Genomic DNA, 16,857 nt, shown 5'->3' with positions numbered 1-16,857 from the left:
TATTTTACTAGCTTTAGGAAATTCAAAGTATATGAGATGGTTTTTGTTTTTTTGGCTTTTGGGGCTTTCTACATTTTTACAGGCTCAGAGTAAATTCTGGAATTCTCTAGAATTGCAAGCCCAATACGGTGCCTCTTTTCCTGTAGGTAGCTATGCAAAAGCAAACTATGCTGGCATTTTTGATAATACCACGTCTTCGAATCCGAGGTATTTGGGTATCCAAAAGTTTGGAAACGGCTATGCAAGACCTGGGAGCCAAATGAGTTTTGGAATTGGTTTTCAAACCTCTTATCCCTTGAAAATTTCTCTGATTTACCAAAATAGTCAACACACACTTCCTATTGAACAGCTGGGGTCAACAATTCGAAATGGACTTCCCCAACCAGTAGAACGAGAGCAGTTTTTGGTTCATTCGGATTATAATCTAAAATCGGTTCTTTCCGAGGTAAGTTATGTTTGGGAAAAAAATAAATGGCAGGGAAATTTCGGGCTTTTGGCGGGTCCTGGAAGGCTAGACTATCCTGATTATCGCTATTTCTATGATCCATTCAATTTTGCCAATGATAATTCCAAAGAACCGATCAATGGATTGGTAGCAGGGTTGGTTTCGACTTTGTCCTTTGAATTGATTAAAGGACTGCGAATTGGAGGAAAGATCAGTTATCAGCGGGCAGATTTTAATTACCGGTATGTGCTTCGTCTGATTCCCGGAGGATCCAACTACACTTATTTCAATGATGAAGTGAACTACCGTACACTAAATGCAGGTTTCCAAATCTCCTACACATGGTAAGATTCGTTGCACTTCTTTTTTTGCTAGCTGCCTTTCCTGCTTTTTCTCAGGACACTATTCCAAGCCGATGGGAAATGTCATTTTCGGCAGGTTTCAGTTCTGCTATTGGGCCTTATAAAAAAAACGTTTCGGATTGGGGACAGCCCCCATTTCAAGTAGGTTTTTTATACTATGATCAGTTACAAAAACGAGGTAATGCCGCAGCAAAATCTGGAAACTACTACCAAGTGGGAGTTAACTATCGAATGTTGAAAGGTTTGGGTTTTTGGTCGGCTTATCGATATTCCAATAATGGATTTGATCCATCTGGCTTTGCTAAGCTATTAAAAGATCAAAGATCAACACCACTTTTGCCGGTGACTTCTCTTCCAATTACTAATGGAGGTTCAGATAATTCAATTTTTCCGTTTGAGTTTGATGGAACCACTTTTCGATTTATCCACAAGGATTATCAAATCCACCATCTTCTAGTCGGGTATAGCTATACGCTTGGTTTGGATAAAAAACTTAGTTTCTCTTGGAAGCAAGGCTTAGGTTATGGCATTTTAAGTAATTTGGATTATGAAGTAATTGTTCCGACTCGAGCTCCTTCCAAGTTTGTCCACCAACCTCTCAAAAACAACTCATCTGCTTTCCTAATCCATGGAGGTGTATCAGTTCGGCTTATTCTAGGTCCACAGGTTCTTTGGAGTATTGATCTGGATTATATCCATGGAAATTTTCCATTCGAACAAAAAATCTCATACGCTCCTAGAAGCTTGGAAGTAATTATCGATGATTCTGTGAATCTTAGAACTTGGAATCTTGGTTCCAGTTTGATTTTTAAGTGGTGAAACCCATTTAATTTACCCAATAGAAAAGCCGCCAGAAACTCAATTCTGACGGCTTTTTTAAATCCGAATTCCGAAATCAAAAATCCGAAATCAAATCTTCTCAAAAATCCTTTTGAAGCTCGTCGCCTCAGCGATTCGTCCATGAAGCTCAGAGATTGCTACACGTTCCTGTTCGGTGGTGTCCCGATGACGGATGGTGACGGTATTGTCTTCCAAAGTCTGATGATCCACAGCGATACAGAACGGAGTTCCAATCAAGTCCTGACGGGTGTAGCGCTTTCCGATAGATCCGGAATCTTCGTAAATAATGTTGAAGTCATACTTCAGGGCATCTACGATTTCCTGAGCTTTCTCTGGAAGTCCGTCTTTCTTAATGATCGGAAGGATAGCTGCCTTCACCGGTGCGATGGCCGGATGGAACTTCAGGTAGGTTCTGCTTTTCTCCTCGGTTTTCTCTTCGGCGAACGCATTGCAAAGCGTCAACAAGAACAAGCGATCTGCTCCGATCGAAGTCTCGATCACATACGGGATGTAGTTTTGGTTGATCTCCGGATCAAAGTACTGCTGCTTTTTCTTGGAGTATTCTTGGTGCGATTTCAAGTCGAAATCAGTTCGGGAGTGGATACCTTCCACTTCTTTGAATCCAAACGGGAACTCAAATTCGATGTCCATGGCGGCATTGGCATAGTGGGCAAGCTTCTGGTGGTCGTGCTTGCGGAGTTTTGCTGCAGGCGTACCCAAGGCCAAATGCCATCTCATGCGGGTATCGGCCCACTTCTGATACCAGTCGAGTTCCGTGCCAGGGCGTACGAAGAACTGCATTTCCATCTGCTCGAATTCACGCATACGGAAGATGAACTGACGGGCTACGATCTCGTTTCTGAAGGCTTTTCCGATCTGGGCGATGCCAAAAGGAACTTTCATTCGTACCGTCTTTTGCACATTGAGGAAGTTCACAAAAATCCCCTGGGCAGTCTCAGGTCGCAGGTAAATAGTTGAGGAATCTTCCGCTACCGAACCCACTTGAGTAGAAAACATCAGGTTGAACTGACGTACATCGGTCCAATTGGACGTGCCGGAGATCGGGCATTTGATACCCTCATTGGTGATCAGGTCACGCACTCCAGCTAAGTCTTCCGCTTCCAAGAGTCTAGCCAGGGCAGCTGTCAGAGACTTGGCTTTTTCGACTTGTCCTTCATTTTCCAACTTGGCAGCATGCTCTTCGACGAGGACGTCAGCACGGTAACGCTTTTTGCTGTCCTTGTTATCGATCATGGGATCATTGAAAGAGTCCACGTGACCGGAAGCTTTCCAAGTAGTCGGATGCATAAAAATCGCCGCATCGATGCCGACGATGTTGTCAGATACGCGGGTCATGGTTTCCCACCACAGGCGCTTGAGGTTGTTTTTCAGTTCGACGCCATAAGCTCCATAGTCATATACTGCCTGCAGGCCGTCGTAGATCTCAGAGCTAGGGTATACAAAACCATACTCTTTGGCATGGGAAATAATATCTTTCAATTGGGCGTTTTCGCCGGGAGTTTCTGTCTTTGCCATAGGACGCAAAATTAAGGAAACAAATTGATTTCAAGAGTGAAGCAATAGAAACGAAAAAGGTATTTTATTGAATTTTAGACAAAAAAAAGCCACAAAATCCATTGTTTTGTGGCCTTTCTTGAGAATCCGTTTGGGTTACCTAAAGGTGTACTTAAACCCGATCCCACCACGGAGATAGCTTCCATAGTCGTCATAAAAGATCGGGGCGGCTTCGATCAGGATTCCAAAATTCTTATTGTCAAAAGGCTTGATCAAGGCTCCAAAAGGAATGGCAAAGTAAGTCTCATCGTAATACCTGTCCTTGCGGGGATGGTAATGATCAAAGAGACCCAAGCCCAATCCAACGTAGGCATTGGCATTGCTTTTTTGGACAAAATTGTAAGCCCCTACGAGCTCCAGACCGATTTCTCTACCCAATCCCAGACGTCCGTCAAAGAAAAATTCTTTGTCCGGATTTGTGCCTACTGTGATGAAATTGCGGGTGTTCTGAAGGTTGATCCCCACGCTGACTTGAGCGGTGGAGACGTGAATGAGTCCCAAGAAAAAGAGGGACGCGAAAAGCAGTTTTTTCATGGTAAACAAAGTTGGTTTGAACTCACCTATTGGCAAAGTCCAAGCCAATTTGATCACCAAGCTCCTTCCTGCTGCTGGATTTTACGGCCCTTTTTTGCCGAGCGAAATGACGCTTCTATCAGTTTGAGCACCCTAATCGTCTGAGGTAAAGTCACCTGAAGAGGAGTTTTTTGATGGATTGCATCTGCCACATTTTGGTAAAAGATCCGGTAGTCCCCATTTTCTGTAGGCAATGGGCGAGTTTCATTTTCTAGATAAAGTTTTCCCCATCGCTCCTCCGGATCCACTCCCCAATCTGCGCCTTCCGGCTTTCTGCCGTCTTTGAAGGCCTGCTCTTGTACGTCCAGGAAAAACTTCTGGTAACTTCCTTTTTCTCCCAAAAGGAGAAATTTTGGTGTGGCCACATTGACCAGAACTCCTGCTGTCACTCTTGCTTTGAAGCTGGGGTAAAAAAGTGAAATATCAAAGTAATCATCCGAAACAGCATTAGTTCGCTGCTTTTGGATGTCTGCGAAAATGCTTTCCGGAGCTCCAAAGAGCAATACAATCTGATCGATCAAGTGGACGCCCAAGTCGTAGGTGATTCCATTTCCGGGAACTTCTTTTTCCCTCCAGTTTTCTGAGACTTGAGGTCTGAAGCGATCAAAATGCGACTCCAGGTAGACCAGTCTTCCCAGGGTGTTTTCGGCCACCAATTTTTGTACTGTCCGAATGTCTCCATCGTATCGACGATTATGGAAGACGCTGCATATCAATCCCTTTTCTGAAGCAATTTTCTGAAGCTCCTCCGCCTCCCAAGAGTGCACAGTCACCGGTTTGTCCACGACGACATGTTTTCCTGCCAGTAGACACTGCTTGGCCATTGGGAAATGAAATTCATTGGGAGTCGTAATACAGATGAGATCAGCCACATCAGCTTGGAGGAGCTCTTCGAGGCTCTTGAAGGTGGTTACATGAGGGTATTTTTCTTCACATCTTGTTCCGTTTCGTTCAACTACAGCGACAAAATCCAAATCAGGACAGACCTCGATGAGTGGGGCATGCATTTTTTCTGCCACGGATCCATAGCCGATCAGGGCGGTTTTGATAGGCTTCTTCATGGGGATTAATTTACAGATTCATTTCGTTGACCTTGTTGATAAGGTCCATCAATGAACTGACTTGGAGTTTTTGGTTGATGTTTTTTCGGTGAGTCTCGATCGTCTGCACACTCAAGGAAAGAGAATCAGCTATTTCCTTGTTTGGCATTCCTTCACTGATCATTTTGAGAATCTGGGCTTCCCTTCTGGAGAGCCTGTATTTTTCTCTGAATGCATCAAAAAACGGTGCTTGGTTTGATTGCTGAATGACCCGCTCAAAATTCTTCACATACCTGCCCTCAAACACTTCATTGATGGTGAAAATCAATTCATCGGGATCTGCATCCTTGAGTAAAAATGCGTCAGCACCAAGTTTCATTGTTTCTTTAAAAATCTTTTCATCATCATACATCGAAAGCACGATTACCTTGATGTCCGGATAATGCTTTTTAGCATGTTTGAGCACACCAAAGCCGTCGATGATGGGCATGTTAAGATCTGTAAGGATCACATCCACTTCCAGTGTTTCCAAGCACTCCAAAAGTTCTTTGCCGTTGGGATAAACTCCCTGAACCTTAAACCCGGGATTTTCCTCAATGAGGCCCTCCAATCCTTTAACAAAAAGCTTGTGGTCATCGGCCAGCGCTACTCGGATCATGTCAGGGTGAGATTGGTGTTATTTACAGAATCAAGAATTACGATGAAAGTAGGCATCGGAAACTAAAAAGCCAAACTCAATGTGATGTGTGTTCCTTTTCCGGGTACGGATGACAAGAGAATAGAGCCACCAATGGTTTCCATTCGTTTTTTGAGATTGGTCATGCCACTTCCCCTTGATTGGATAGAAGTATCAAATCCCCGTCCATTATCTATAATATCAATTTTTCTGAGGGAGTCTTCTTTGTAAATCTTGATTTGTATCTGATCGGGAGAGGCATGCTTGATGGCATTATTGAGGCATTCCTGAATCACACGGATCATGACCAGCTTACTGTCTTTTGAAAGTTCATTGAAGGACTGATCCGAATCAAATAGAGTTTGGCAATATCCTGTGGATTCGATTCGATGCAATTGTTGCCTGATGAAATCATCCATGCTAATTTCTTCTACCCAATCCAGATTTAATGTTTTGGAAAGCGCACGTACCTCTTTGATGATTTGGTTGATGAATTCTTTTCCTTCTGCCTGTTTTTCAGGCTTGGCTGAATTGAGATTGAGTTTGGCCAAAGAAAGCAGCTGCCCGATGTTGTCGTGGAGTTCTCTTCCGACCTGGGTCAGGGTTTCCTGCTGGATTTCATTTTCGATGTTGAGAAGAGTCTTTTCGTACTCCGATTTTAAGTTGTCGATTTTCTGACGGTTCTGGACTTGTCGCTGACGGTGGAGCACGACCATGGCTACGATGAACGTCCCCATCATTGCCGTCAAAAATGTGCCTGATACGATCAAAAAGCCAATTTGATCTCCTTGTTCAAGCATTTTGTCTGATTTTTTTAGCTGATTTAAGCATCAATTCAGAGATGAATTTAGCGACAATTAAACCCATGGTGGAGGTGTACAAAAACTGAGAAATATATACCAATGAATTATACAAGGAGGTATTACTAAATATTAGGTATTCGTATGACACTTCTGAAAGAAATACAAGACTGGTCTGAAAAAGGGTCAAGGTGGCAAACCAAAACTGCCAAAGTACCAGTGGGTCCTTTTCCAAGTAAAAATCTGAGGTGATCAGATCTACGAAAAAAAGGCAACAGGCGATGATGATACAAGCATTTCCAGTACCTCCAATTATCGGTTGGAGCCCATAAAGTGGTTCCAATTCAAGTAATTGGAGTAGGATACAGAATAGCAAAAAGAAGCTCCAGATTCCATGGATAGCATTACGAAGTCGTTGATTTTGGACTTGATTTAAAATGATAAATAGAAAGAGAAATTTAGAAATCTGTCCATAAAACAGATTGTAAGCCCAAACATTCCATCCCTGAAAAGGAACATCGAACAGCCATTCGTGAATTTTTTGATTTAGGGCCTTATCGACTGTTAAATAACGGGCAAAGTCCTCGTATGAGATTACTAAAATCAGTAGTAAGAAAGGCAGATAGTTTTCTGTCTTTATTTTTTTCGAAAAGGGTAAAATCAGAAAAAAAAAGATCCCTAAAAATCCAATTGTGTTAATTGAAAGAAAATAGGGACCTCCAAAAATGATGTTCTTCAATTCGCTAAGCACAGTAATTCAACTAATTATTGGCAATGCGGTGGACACATTTGCCCCTTGTTGAAATAGCTGGGATCACCGCTTGCATCTAAGATATCACCTTGTCCATCGCCTGAGGCAGTCATGACTAGGTTTATTCTGCCAACATACTGATCTGGATTTTCTGGATAAAAAGCTTTGGCAGTTGCTTCAGTGTATTCGGTGAAATAGAATTTGATTCCAGTTGCATTTGAATCAGCCAGAATCTCTTCCAAGGTGCTTCGATCAAAAAATATCCAGTCTGTTTGATTAGTTACATCACCTTTCTTGTCTTTTGCAGGTTTCCCCTTTTTTACTTCCTGATCATACTTCCCCTTCATCTGTTCGAAGTCTGCTTTGCTGATTTTCATAGTTTGTTGATAAAAGTTTGTTTGTTTGATGACCAAAAGATACTGGATTTATACAAAACAGGACAAAAAAAGGAGTGAGATTTCTCCCACTCCTATAAACTGATCGATTTTAGAAATTAAGCTCCTTTTTTGACTTCTTTTTGAGCAGGTTCATTTTCCAACTCTTTCTTCATCAAGTCTACTACCACAGGCGTAGCGATGTAAATAGAGGAGAAGGTACCTACGGTAATACCTACAAACAAGGCAAAAGAGAAGCCTCTCAATACTTCACCACCAAAGAAGAGCAATACAATCACTACGATCAAGGTGGTAAATGAGGTGATTAAGGTACGGCCCAAAGTCTGATTGATAGAGTCGTTGAATACTTTGGTCAACTTGCCAGTCCCGCGGTTTTCTAGGTTCTCACGGATTCGGTCAAATACGATCACCGTATCGTTGATCGAATAACCGATCACGGTCAAGATCGCAGCAACAAACACCTGATCGATCTCAAATGTGGCACCGAATGCACTCGCAATAGCAAATGCTGCGATTACGAACAATGCATCGTGAACCAATGCAATGATGGATCCCAAGGAGAACTGCCACTTACGGAATCTCAACAAAATGTATAGGAAGATCGCGATCAAGGCAGCAATCATTGCTTCAGCAGAAGAGGCTTTGATGTCATCAGCCACTGTTGCTCCTACTTTGGATGAACCGGTAATGGAGAATTGCTTGTCACCGATTTGCTCGGCATTTTCTACATAGGTAAATCCTGTTACGTTAGCAATTCCCTCTTTTACTTTGCTTTCCACCTCTTTGTTGGAAGCGTCGTCGTCTTCATTGATGAGATAGGAAGTGGTTACCTTGAGTGTATTGCTAGCTCCATAGGTTTTTACCTCTACTGACCCGTCAAATTCACCATCCAAACCTACTTTCAGGTCAGAAGGCACCACAGGTTCATTGAAAGCTACTACATAAGAACGGCCACCAGTGAAATCGACACCAAACTTCAACCCATTGATTGCAGCTATGGCCAAACCAATTACAATGATGGTGGAAGAAACAGTATAGGCAAGCTTTCTCTTGCTCAAGAAGTCAATGTTCAGGCTAGTAAGTGCATTTTTTGCAAATGGCGCCGAGAAATTGATCGTACTCTTATCTCCTTTTTTGGTCATCCATGATACAATCACTCGAGTGATAAACACAGAAGAGAAGAACGAGCAAGCAATACCGATCATCAATACGATTGCAAAGCCCTTTACAGGACCCTGACCCAAGGCGTAAAGAATCGCTCCAGTCAAGAAGGTCGTTACGTTACCATCCAAAATCGCAGAGAATGCTTTGCTATAACCTGCCTGAATGGAAGCCATCAAGCCTACACCGTTTCGAAGTTCTTCTTTGATACGCTCAAAGATCAATACGTTGGCGTCAATTGACATACCAATGGTCAATACGATACCCGCGATACCAGGCAAGGTCAAGGCCGTACCAAGCTGGGCAAGGATACCAAGAATGAAGAAAATGTTGAACACCAAGGCTGCAATAGCAACCAAACCTCCCTTGCTGTAATAAGCAGCCATAAACAAGACTACCAATACCAAACCAGCGATCATGGAGATGATACCTTGACTTTGTGCTTCTTTACCTAGGGTAGGTCCAATGATGCTCTCTTCCACGATTTGAGTTGGAGCCGGAAGTGAACCCGACTTTAGGATGTTGGCCAAATCTTGTGCTTCCAATAGGGTGAAATTTCCGGAGATTTCTGATTGTCCGTTAGGGATTTCACCATTTACCATCGGTGCAGTATACACATAGTCATCCAAGACTACAGCGATTCTTCGGCCTACATTTTCAGAGGTAAGTTTTCTCCATTTTCTGGCACCTTCAGCATTCATTTGCATGGATACTGCTGGGCGGGAAGTCTGATCCAGTGTCTGACGGGCATCCGTTACCACATCACCTTCCAAAGGTGCTTGATCAGAACCTTTGTTTAGTTTGATTGCATACAGCTCCAATACCTCTGTTCCGTCTTCAGCGGTGGTTGGCTTTACGCCCCAAAGGAGCTTTAGGTCTCTTGGAAGGAAAGACTTGTAACGCTCATTTTTCAGAATTCTGTTGATGATTACCGTGTCTCTTACATCGTATACCAAGCCGTAATTGGCTTTCATCAAAGTAATCAACGGAGAAACCGTACCGGTTGAATTCGTTGGATCGATTTGCTCCAACTGCTTTTCAAGCGCATTTCTAAGAGAATCTTCAGGAGAAACTACTGCTGTGGAGTCACCTGCAGTACTGTCACTGGCTGTGCTGTCGGCCGCAACAGTTGAGGTTGACTTTGATGCTTTTTGATCAGCAACCCAGGTAGTGTTGATTGTTTCGATAGCACCGCCGTACTCATTGAGTTCGAGAACTTCCCAAAACTGAAGCTTTGCTACACCCTGCAAGAGGTTACGAACTCGCTCCTGATTGTCGGCACCTGGTAGTTCGATCTGGATTCTGCCCGAACCGGCGATTCGCTGAATGTTTGGCTGAGAAGTACCGAATCGGTCAATACGCGTTCTGAGAATGTTGAAGGAACGATCAATCGCATTTTCTACTTCCGTGTCGATGATGGCCAAGATGTCCGAATCAGAAGATTCCAGGGAAATTCTACCTCTGTTGGCTGCTGTGGCGAAAATGCTGCTTAGGCTTTTACCGGGATTGTTTCGCTGCCAAGAAGCATAGAAAAGATCCACGAATTTTGCATTGGAGGTTTTGGCTTCCTCTCTTGCTTCGTCCACAGATTTGTTGAAAGCCTCGTCTTTTGGATTGCCCGCGATGCCTTTTACAATTTCCACAGGAGAAACTTCCAAGGTCACGTGCATCCCGCCCTGAAGGTCAAGTCCAAGACCTAGCTCGGTTTCTTTTACTTCCTGATAGGTAAAATCCGCACCTAGAAAATTGTATACCGGCTGTCTCCAGACAGAGTCGAGATAAGCTCTTCTTTTGGCAAAGTCAACATTGCCGGAAGCGTCAGTAGCATACTCGGTTGCTTTTTGCTGAACGCCATTGGATACGAGTGTGAATGACAGGTAATACAGGCAAAGTGCCGTAATAATCACCGTCAAAAACACAATGACACCTTTGTTTTGCATAAGGATAACTAGTTAATTGATTGATAAATACAAGAGAATGGTTGGCTCAGGAAAGAACCAAACAGGGAAATAAACGCGAGAAGGTGAAAGGATCAGGGCCCCTTGGTGGAAATGATCCGCTCAAAAAGAATCTCAATCAGCTGATTGGAGAAAAAAGCAGATACCGCCTGATGAGTAGGGATTTTGAATTCGAAACTGAAAATCTGGTAAATCAGATAAAGAACAGTGTCAGCTACATGCAGTACAAAGGGTACTACTGCATCCACCGCAACATTTAAAAAAGTCTGATCTGGATTTTCGGAAGACTGTTCTGATTTGACAGCCTCTTCGTGCTGAGGAATGTATTCGATACTCGACACAAACAGGCAAAACAACAAAGCCATCAGCATGGAGAATCGCTGTCGGAAGGTGTTGCTATAGATTGTCCTGTTTTTCATGAGCGGCAAATATAGACAATATTTGAAATTCAAGCTTTTTGCTCGGTATTTTTTGCTATTGGCCTGACTTGGCTCTCAGGTAGGTACGGATCACATCGAGGGCACGGTCAAAGCTTTGGTTGTTGGTAACAATGAGATCTGACTCACTTTTGAAAGGTTCGATGTATTTTTCGTAAGTAGGCATCACATGCATCTCGTAGCGATAGAGCACATCGTCCAAATCATAGCCTCGCTCTACTTTATCCCGGATGATTCGACGCTTGAGTTTGATGTGATCTTTGGCATCAATAAAAATTTTCAAATCCAGAAGATCTGCCAATTCCGGATAATACAACACAAAAATTCCCTCCACCACCACCACCGGTGCAGGGGAAAAAGTCAACATTTTAGGCTTTTTTGCAGCGTTGTTAAAAGTATATTCCTCCCGAAAAACGATCTCTCCCTCCTGGATTTTTCGAATGTCAGTGGCATATTGCTCAAAATCAATGCTGAAAGGAGTATCAAAATTGTGAATGCCTTGCGCATCTACTGGCTGCTGATGCCTAGGCTTGTAATAGTTGTCCTGTGAGATCAGACAAACTTCCCCTGGATCAAAGCTGCTGAGCAATCGCTCCAAAAACAATGTTTTTCCTGAGGCTGAACCTCCAGTGATCCCGACGATGAAAGGCTTCTTCATGGGCGTCAAAGTTAATTCATTTTTAACGTGATCTCAGAATTTTCTATGGTTGAGAAATTCGATTAGTGCTTTTACTGCTTTTCCCCGATGGGAAATTTCATTTTTTTCCTCCAAAGAAAGCTGTGCAAAGGTTTTGTCAAAACCGATTGGCTTAAAAACAGGATCATACCCAAACCCCTTTTCGCCTATCCGTTCCATTAGAATTTCGCCCTCAGCAATTCCTTCAAACTGGTATTCTTTTCCCTCCAAAATCAAGGCAATCACGGTGCGGAACCTAGCCTTTCGATTGGTTTTTCCCGCCATTTTCTCCAAAAGCAAGTCGATATTCCGCTCATCGCTGCGTGGTTCTCCTGCGAATCGACCCGAATACACTCCCGGAGCTCCATCCAAAGCGTCTACTTCCAGGCCTGTATCATCCGCAAAGCAATCCACACCAAAATTCTCTTTGACATATCGTGCTTTTTGGAAGGCGTTATGATCCAGTGTATCTCCTGTTTCAGGAAGTTCTTCCACACAACCTATTTCTTGTAAAGAGACGAGTTCAAACTCAGGCCCAAGGGCCGCTTTTACTTCCTCGATTTTCTTTTTGTTGTTGGTGGCAAAGCAGATTTTCATGCAGGATTGGTTTTTGACAAAAATGAAAAGCGAATCGTCAGCATCCAAACCATTTTGATGTGTCAGGCTAAGTGCTGAGATTTTCCTTTTAAATTTCCCCCATGAAAAAGATCACCGTCTATTGTGGTTCCAAGAAAGGGAACTCGACGATTTATGAAACTGCTTCGAGGGCATTAGCCCAGGAAATGATCAAGCGTGACTTATCCCTAGTCTATGGTGCTGGCCGGGTAGGGTTGATGGGGGTAATTGCGGACGAGATGCTCGCTGCTGGCAAAGAAGTGTTGGGCATTATCCCACAAAAGTTGGTGGATCGGGAGGTGGCACACCAAGGATGTACCGAACTGATTATCGTGGAGACCATGCGGGATCGCAAGTGGCTGATGGCAGAGCGGGGAGATGGATTTATTGCCATGCCAGGAGGGATCGGGACGCTTGAGGAACTTTTTGAAATCATGACGCTCAATCAGCTTCACTACATCCAAAAGCCTTTGGCACTTTATAATGTGAATGGGTATTATGACAAGCTGATCGACTTTCTTAATCATGCCATGGGCGAAGGATTTCTCTATCCTGAGCAGGAGGATATGTTGATTATTTCGGATGACCCCTCGGATCTATTGGATCAAATGGCCGAATATCAAGCAAGAAGACCGGCGGATTGGTAACAAATAAAAAGGAAGGCGATGAGCCTTCCTTTTTTGATGAATTATGGATTGGGGACTTCCTGTTTTTCTTCTGGGATGAATCTGCCGATGATGATGGGGATAACGATACTGATAATCCCGATTGATGATTTCCAAGCCGAATCAGGGAGGAAATTCATCAGTATTAAATATCCTCCGCAAATGAAGAAGATTACTTTTAAAAAAAACCTGTCAAAAGCCCAAGAATAAGATAAATAGGCAAGTCCTATCAAGCTAAACATGATCATGTTTAGGAGCTGATTGGTTTCATCGGTGAAGTCTAAAAACCAGTTGGATAGTTTTGCAAATAGAACCACTATCAACAGGCCTCTAAAGACTTGTGCAGATCTGGATTTGAAAAATTTTTTCATAGAATAAATTACCCTTCAATTATCGAAGAAATACATTCCCAGATGCTAATTACCCCCTCACCCAATTCACTTTTTCCGCAATTGGCTCTCGCTTTCCAGCAGGCCAATTATCCGTAGCTGGTTTGGCCACGTAGAAAAAGCCCATGAGCATGTCTTCGCCTTCGAGTCCGAAATCCTCCCGAGCTTCTGCCCAGAATGTCGGTCCGCCCGTACCCCAATAGCAGGCCAGTCCATGAGCGCAGGCAGTCAGGTACATGTTTTGAACAGCCATGGCAACCGCAGAGATTTCCTCCATTACCGGAATCCCTGATCCTTCGGTTCGCTTCATCAAGATGGCGATCACGTGAGAAGCTTTCAATGGCTGTTCTTTAAACTTCTGATAGGTGGCTTCGATGAAGTTGGTACCGTTTTTCTCAGCTCTCATTTTATACATCTCAGCTTGGTAATCCGCAAACTTCTTCAGGCCTTCGCCGGTGTAAACAATAAATCTCCAAGGCTGAGTAAGCTTGTGCGTTGGTGCCCAATTAGCGTTTTCGAGTATTTCCTCGATGATGGAGTCCTCGATTGGGTCATTTTCTTTGAATTGGGCGGGAAACATGGACCGACGTCCACGAATAATTTTAGTAACCTCTTCGGTATTGAATTCGGGTTTTTGCATGGTGATTTAAATTTTAATCAATTCTTAACGACTCTTGGATGGTTTGAGTCTGATGCTAAAATGCAGATTCTAATTTTAAAATTCCCTCCACTTCATTTTTTAAAAAATCTTCAATCTCTTCTTTTTTGCTAATTATAATTTTTGCTATTCTATCTGTGGAGGAATTTCCCAATCTTAGCCAGATAACTTTCGGAGGAAAACCGAACAGTAACGATAAATCGACAAAATCGGAATCGAAGGTAACTATACAGTATCCTTTGAGTTTTGCCCATTTCCAAATTTCCCGATCATGCTTTCCCTCCAAGCCAGCTTCACGAAGTTGTTTAGATTCTGGAAAATGAGGAAGGATTTCTTTGATTAACCTAAAAGAGATATTCTGATCAAAAAGTAATGCCATGGAATTGATTAGGCATACTTTAATTTCTGCTCTCGATCCGCAGCAAAAGCCAAACAAGCCTTCAATTGATCCAGTGTCAATTCTGGAAAGTCAGCCAAAATATCTTCCATACTCATTCCTGAGGCCATCCAGCCTAGCACGTCAGAGACACTGATTCGAGTTCCTTTGATACACGGTCTACCAAACCGAATGATGGGGTCGATACTGATGTATTCCAAGTAGTTCATAGGGCATAATTTACGGATGTTTTTTTGATTCGGCTGACTTTTTTGACGCTTTCTAATCGATGTCTGGATCCTTGAGAAAGGACTCATCCTCAAATAAATCCAGAATTAAAAGCAAATCACTACCGGATTACGCATTTTTTGGGAAGCCTCTGGCCAGCCTTTAGGAGGTTGTGTTCCCCATGGTTTTTATTTCAACAGCCCCTCCAAAAACTTCCTCACATCCTTTGCCAAGGCATCAAAATCCTCCTGACGATTGTACATCATGTGACCTGCCTCGTAGTAGGTCATCTCTATCCGTTCCTGAGGAAAATTATGGCGTGCAAAGGTGTATTCCGCATCAAAAAACGGAGTGATCAAATCGTAGTATCCGTTGGCTACCATCACTTTCATTCGTGTATTGCGGTGCATGGCTTCGCTCAGAGACCTCGCCGTACTCACATAAGTCGGTTCCCAATACGCTCCATCCGGCACAGGCTTCCAGTTCCAGCTGCCACCCATTCCTTCGGCTGAGGTGAAATACGGCCGATCCATCGTCACCTTTAAATCCCGCATCAGGTAGTCGTTGAATACCGCCGTGTATGCGGCACCCGTCATGTAGCTCGCCGGGTCGCCCAACACTGGTCCTTCAGCAGCCTTGTCTGTCTCGGTAGCCAAATACCTGCCGTCTAAAGTCCCGATGGCTTTGCCTTCTTCGCGCAGCAATTCTTTTTTGAAGCGATGCATCAGGATTTGATTATCAGAGCGAAGGATATACGCCTTGTCCAATCCGGTGAAGTAAGCTAGTTTTTCGGCAATGGCTTCTTTCTGTGCTTGGGTTTGCTTTTCCCCGAGGAAAAGAGAAGTCAAATACGCTCCGTAGGCAAATTCTCTCGCCTCTTGGGCAAAAGCTTCAATCGTTTTTCCTTTCCCGGCTTTGCCATGATACCAGGCGGTCACTGCTTGGGAGGGAAGGTAGGTGAAAAAGGAGGTCAGGTTATCCGCCCAACTGGACGAACCCGCATAGTCTAAGGCTTGAGAAATCAGAATGATCCCATTCAAGGCCATCGTTTGGCCACCTTCTTCCAGGACTTCAGCCACTTTGGCTGCGCGGGTGGTGCCAAAGCTTTCTCCGGCCATAAACTTTGGGGCTTGCCATCTGCCGTGTTGCGTCACCCAAGTCCGCATAAACTGCGCGATCGACTCCGCATCTTCATTCAATCCCCAAAAATCGGAAGTCTTGCCCACACCTTCTATTTGGCTAAACCCAGTCCCAATCGGATCGATAAATACCAAATCCGTCAGATCCAAAATCGCCTGAGTATTTTCCACAAACCGATAGGGTGCGGCACCGTCATCATTCTTGGCTTCTGAGTCGGTCTTGACCACTTTGGGACCAAAAAATCCCACATGCAGCCAAATACTAGCCGAACCGGGACCTCCGTTGAAGATGAAAAGTACGGGCCTTTTGGAAGAATCTACGCCCTCTCGGATATACGAAGTCGACCACAGTGCTCCCGTCACTTCTCCTTTGGAGTTTTTCAGAAAAGTCTCCCCGACGACCGCTTTGTAGGTGATTTTTTGGCCATTGAAAGTCCCCGTGTGGACGGATTCAAATTTCTTTGGATCGCGGGGAACCCATTTGGATTCAGTGTTATCTTCTTGGGAAAAGGAAGAAGTTGAGATTAGGACTGCTATTAAAAGAAGAGTATATTTTTTCATATTAAGACTGAAATACGATTGAAATATAGTGGAAATACACTTCGTGAAATACCATAGAAATAAACCCTGATAAATCAGGGTGAAATACCCATGAGAATGGCTTCTCACACAGGGAAATAATTATCTAGGGCATTCTCCCGATGAAAAATCGGGACAGGCTAAGTGGCAAATGAAAATCAAATTATAAACACATGAAATCGAGCATGACGCAAGTGACACACAGAGGAAGGATTATAATCCATGCGAGATTCCATCTGACCAATGAAAAAGAAATTATAAACAGATGAAATACTTGAGATCATGTCGATTTTTTATTTCACTGAGCAAAGCGAAGTCTATTTCAACTGTATTTCGCTTAGCTTATTTCAACTTTGTGTATTTCGTGCAGCTTAATTCACGAGAAGTATTGTTTAATATGATTATCCGCAATCATACCAGTATGGGTAAACCGAAGCAATGATGAGTCGGTCAAACAGTTTTTGACCAAAGTATCTTCTGTTGAGCTTGTAGCAAAACTCATCCAGGTAGTTCTGCATC

19 protein-coding genes and 1 pseudogene are annotated in these 16,857 nt (G+C 43.4%); 3 read left to right on the top strand and 17 right to left on the bottom strand.

The window, feature by feature from the left end; translation table 11 throughout:
• Window positions 1–31: 31 nt before the first annotated feature.
• Window positions 32–793: a hypothetical protein gene (locus tag ACFPIK_RS16805; protein ID WP_377917386.1), complete on the top strand. Its 762-nt coding sequence runs from the start codon at window positions 32–34 to the stop codon at window positions 791–793.
• Window positions 787–1,626 carry a hypothetical protein gene (locus ACFPIK_RS16800; protein ID WP_377917384.1) on the top strand — a complete coding sequence of 280 codons (840 nt, stop codon included), beginning with the start codon at window positions 787–789 and terminating at the stop codon, window positions 1,624–1,626. Before ACFPIK_RS16805 ends, ACFPIK_RS16800 begins: the two co-directional genes overlap by 7 nt.
• Window positions 1,627–1,716: 90 nt before the next feature.
• Here the strand turns inward: ACFPIK_RS16800 and ACFPIK_RS16795 are convergent, their stop codons facing one another.
• The 11 genes from ACFPIK_RS16795 to ACFPIK_RS16745 form a co-directional block, all read right to left on the bottom strand.
• Complete coding sequence (locus ACFPIK_RS16795; protein WP_377917382.1) at window positions 1,717–3,183, bottom strand: glycine--tRNA ligase; 1,467 nt, start codon at window positions 3,181–3,183, stop codon at window positions 1,717–1,719.
• 135 nt (window positions 3,184–3,318) lie between these two features.
• Window positions 3,319–3,756: an outer membrane insertion C- signal gene (locus ACFPIK_RS16790; RefSeq protein ID WP_377917380.1), complete on the bottom strand. Its 438-nt coding sequence runs from the start codon at window positions 3,754–3,756 to the stop codon at window positions 3,319–3,321.
• Between the two features lie 53 nt (window positions 3,757–3,809).
• A complete protein-coding gene (locus ACFPIK_RS16785) occupies window positions 3,810–4,856 on the bottom strand; it encodes a Gfo/Idh/MocA family oxidoreductase (protein ID WP_377917378.1) in 1,047 nt (348 codons plus the stop codon).
• 10 nt (window positions 4,857–4,866) lie between these two features.
• Window positions 4,867–5,493, bottom strand: coding sequence for a response regulator (locus ACFPIK_RS16780; protein ID WP_377917376.1), 627 nt, complete (start codon window positions 5,491–5,493; stop codon window positions 4,867–4,869).
• Window positions 5,494–5,555: 62 nt separating this feature from the next.
• On the bottom strand, window positions 5,556–6,311 hold the full coding sequence (locus ACFPIK_RS16775; RefSeq protein ID WP_377917374.1) for a sensor histidine kinase: 756 nt from the start codon (window positions 6,309–6,311) through the stop codon (window positions 5,556–5,558).
• Complete coding sequence (locus ACFPIK_RS16770; RefSeq protein WP_377917372.1) at window positions 6,304–6,654, bottom strand: hypothetical protein; 351 nt, start codon at window positions 6,652–6,654, stop codon at window positions 6,304–6,306. Before ACFPIK_RS16770 ends, ACFPIK_RS16775 begins: the two co-directional genes overlap by 8 nt.
• A gap of 422 nt (window positions 6,655–7,076) precedes the next feature.
• Window positions 7,077–7,439 (bottom strand): molecular chaperone DnaK, encoded by a 363-nt coding sequence (locus ACFPIK_RS16765; protein ID WP_377917370.1) that lies wholly within the window; start codon window positions 7,437–7,439, stop codon window positions 7,077–7,079.
• 116 nt (window positions 7,440–7,555) lie between these two features.
• A complete protein-coding gene (gene secDF, locus ACFPIK_RS16760; RefSeq protein ID WP_377917368.1) occupies window positions 7,556–10,558 on the bottom strand; it encodes a protein translocase subunit SecDF in 3,003 nt (1,000 codons plus the stop codon).
• A gap of 92 nt (window positions 10,559–10,650) precedes the next feature.
• Complete coding sequence (locus tag ACFPIK_RS16755; protein ID WP_377917366.1) at window positions 10,651–10,995, bottom strand: hypothetical protein; 345 nt, start codon at window positions 10,993–10,995, stop codon at window positions 10,651–10,653.
• Between the two features lie 55 nt (window positions 10,996–11,050).
• Window positions 11,051–11,671, bottom strand: a complete 621-nt coding sequence (locus ACFPIK_RS16750; protein WP_377917364.1) for a uridine kinase family protein — start codon at window positions 11,669–11,671, stop codon at window positions 11,051–11,053.
• A 33-nt stretch (window positions 11,672–11,704) separates the two neighbouring features.
• Window positions 11,705–12,286, bottom strand: coding sequence for a non-canonical purine NTP diphosphatase (locus ACFPIK_RS16745; protein WP_377917362.1), 582 nt, complete (start codon window positions 12,284–12,286; stop codon window positions 11,705–11,707).
• Between the two features lie 101 nt (window positions 12,287–12,387).
• Between ACFPIK_RS16745 and ACFPIK_RS16740 the strand changes: the two genes are divergently transcribed.
• Window positions 12,388–12,951, top strand: coding sequence for an LOG family protein (locus ACFPIK_RS16740; RefSeq protein ID WP_377917360.1), 564 nt, complete (start codon window positions 12,388–12,390; stop codon window positions 12,949–12,951).
• Window positions 12,952–12,992: 41 nt separating this feature from the next.
• Here the strand turns inward: ACFPIK_RS16740 and ACFPIK_RS16735 are convergent, their stop codons facing one another.
• The 6 genes and pseudogenes from ACFPIK_RS16735 to ACFPIK_RS16710 all read right to left on the bottom strand — a co-directional run.
• Window positions 12,993–13,340 carry a hypothetical protein gene (locus ACFPIK_RS16735; protein WP_377917359.1) on the bottom strand — a complete coding sequence of 116 codons (348 nt, stop codon included), beginning with the start codon at window positions 13,338–13,340 and terminating at the stop codon, window positions 12,993–12,995.
• Window positions 13,341–13,389: 49 nt separating this feature from the next.
• Window positions 13,390–13,998, bottom strand: a complete 609-nt coding sequence (locus ACFPIK_RS16730; RefSeq protein ID WP_377917357.1) for a nitroreductase family protein — start codon at window positions 13,996–13,998, stop codon at window positions 13,390–13,392.
• Between the two features lie 55 nt (window positions 13,999–14,053).
• Window positions 14,054–14,395, bottom strand: coding sequence for a DUF5615 family PIN-like protein (locus ACFPIK_RS16725; protein ID WP_377917355.1), 342 nt, complete (start codon window positions 14,393–14,395; stop codon window positions 14,054–14,056).
• 8 nt (window positions 14,396–14,403) lie between these two features.
• Window positions 14,404–14,622 (bottom strand): DUF433 domain-containing protein, encoded by a 219-nt coding sequence (locus tag ACFPIK_RS16720; RefSeq protein ID WP_377917353.1) that lies wholly within the window; start codon window positions 14,620–14,622, stop codon window positions 14,404–14,406.
• A gap of 186 nt (window positions 14,623–14,808) precedes the next feature.
• On the bottom strand, window positions 14,809–16,320 hold the full coding sequence (locus tag ACFPIK_RS16715; RefSeq protein WP_377917351.1) for a S10 family peptidase: 1,512 nt from the start codon (window positions 16,318–16,320) through the stop codon (window positions 14,809–14,811).
• A gap of 419 nt (window positions 16,321–16,739) precedes the next feature.
• Window positions 16,740–16,857, bottom strand: a pseudogene (locus ACFPIK_RS16710) (IS1595 family transposase); the annotation flags it as partial.

Source organism: Algoriphagus aquatilis (genome assembly GCF_042657405.1).
Taxonomy (GTDB): domain Bacteria; phylum Bacteroidota; class Bacteroidia; order Cytophagales; family Cyclobacteriaceae; genus Algoriphagus; species Algoriphagus aquatilis.
The sequence above is the reverse complement of the archived record's forward strand: the minus strand, read 5'-3'. Positions and strand labels throughout refer to the sequence as shown.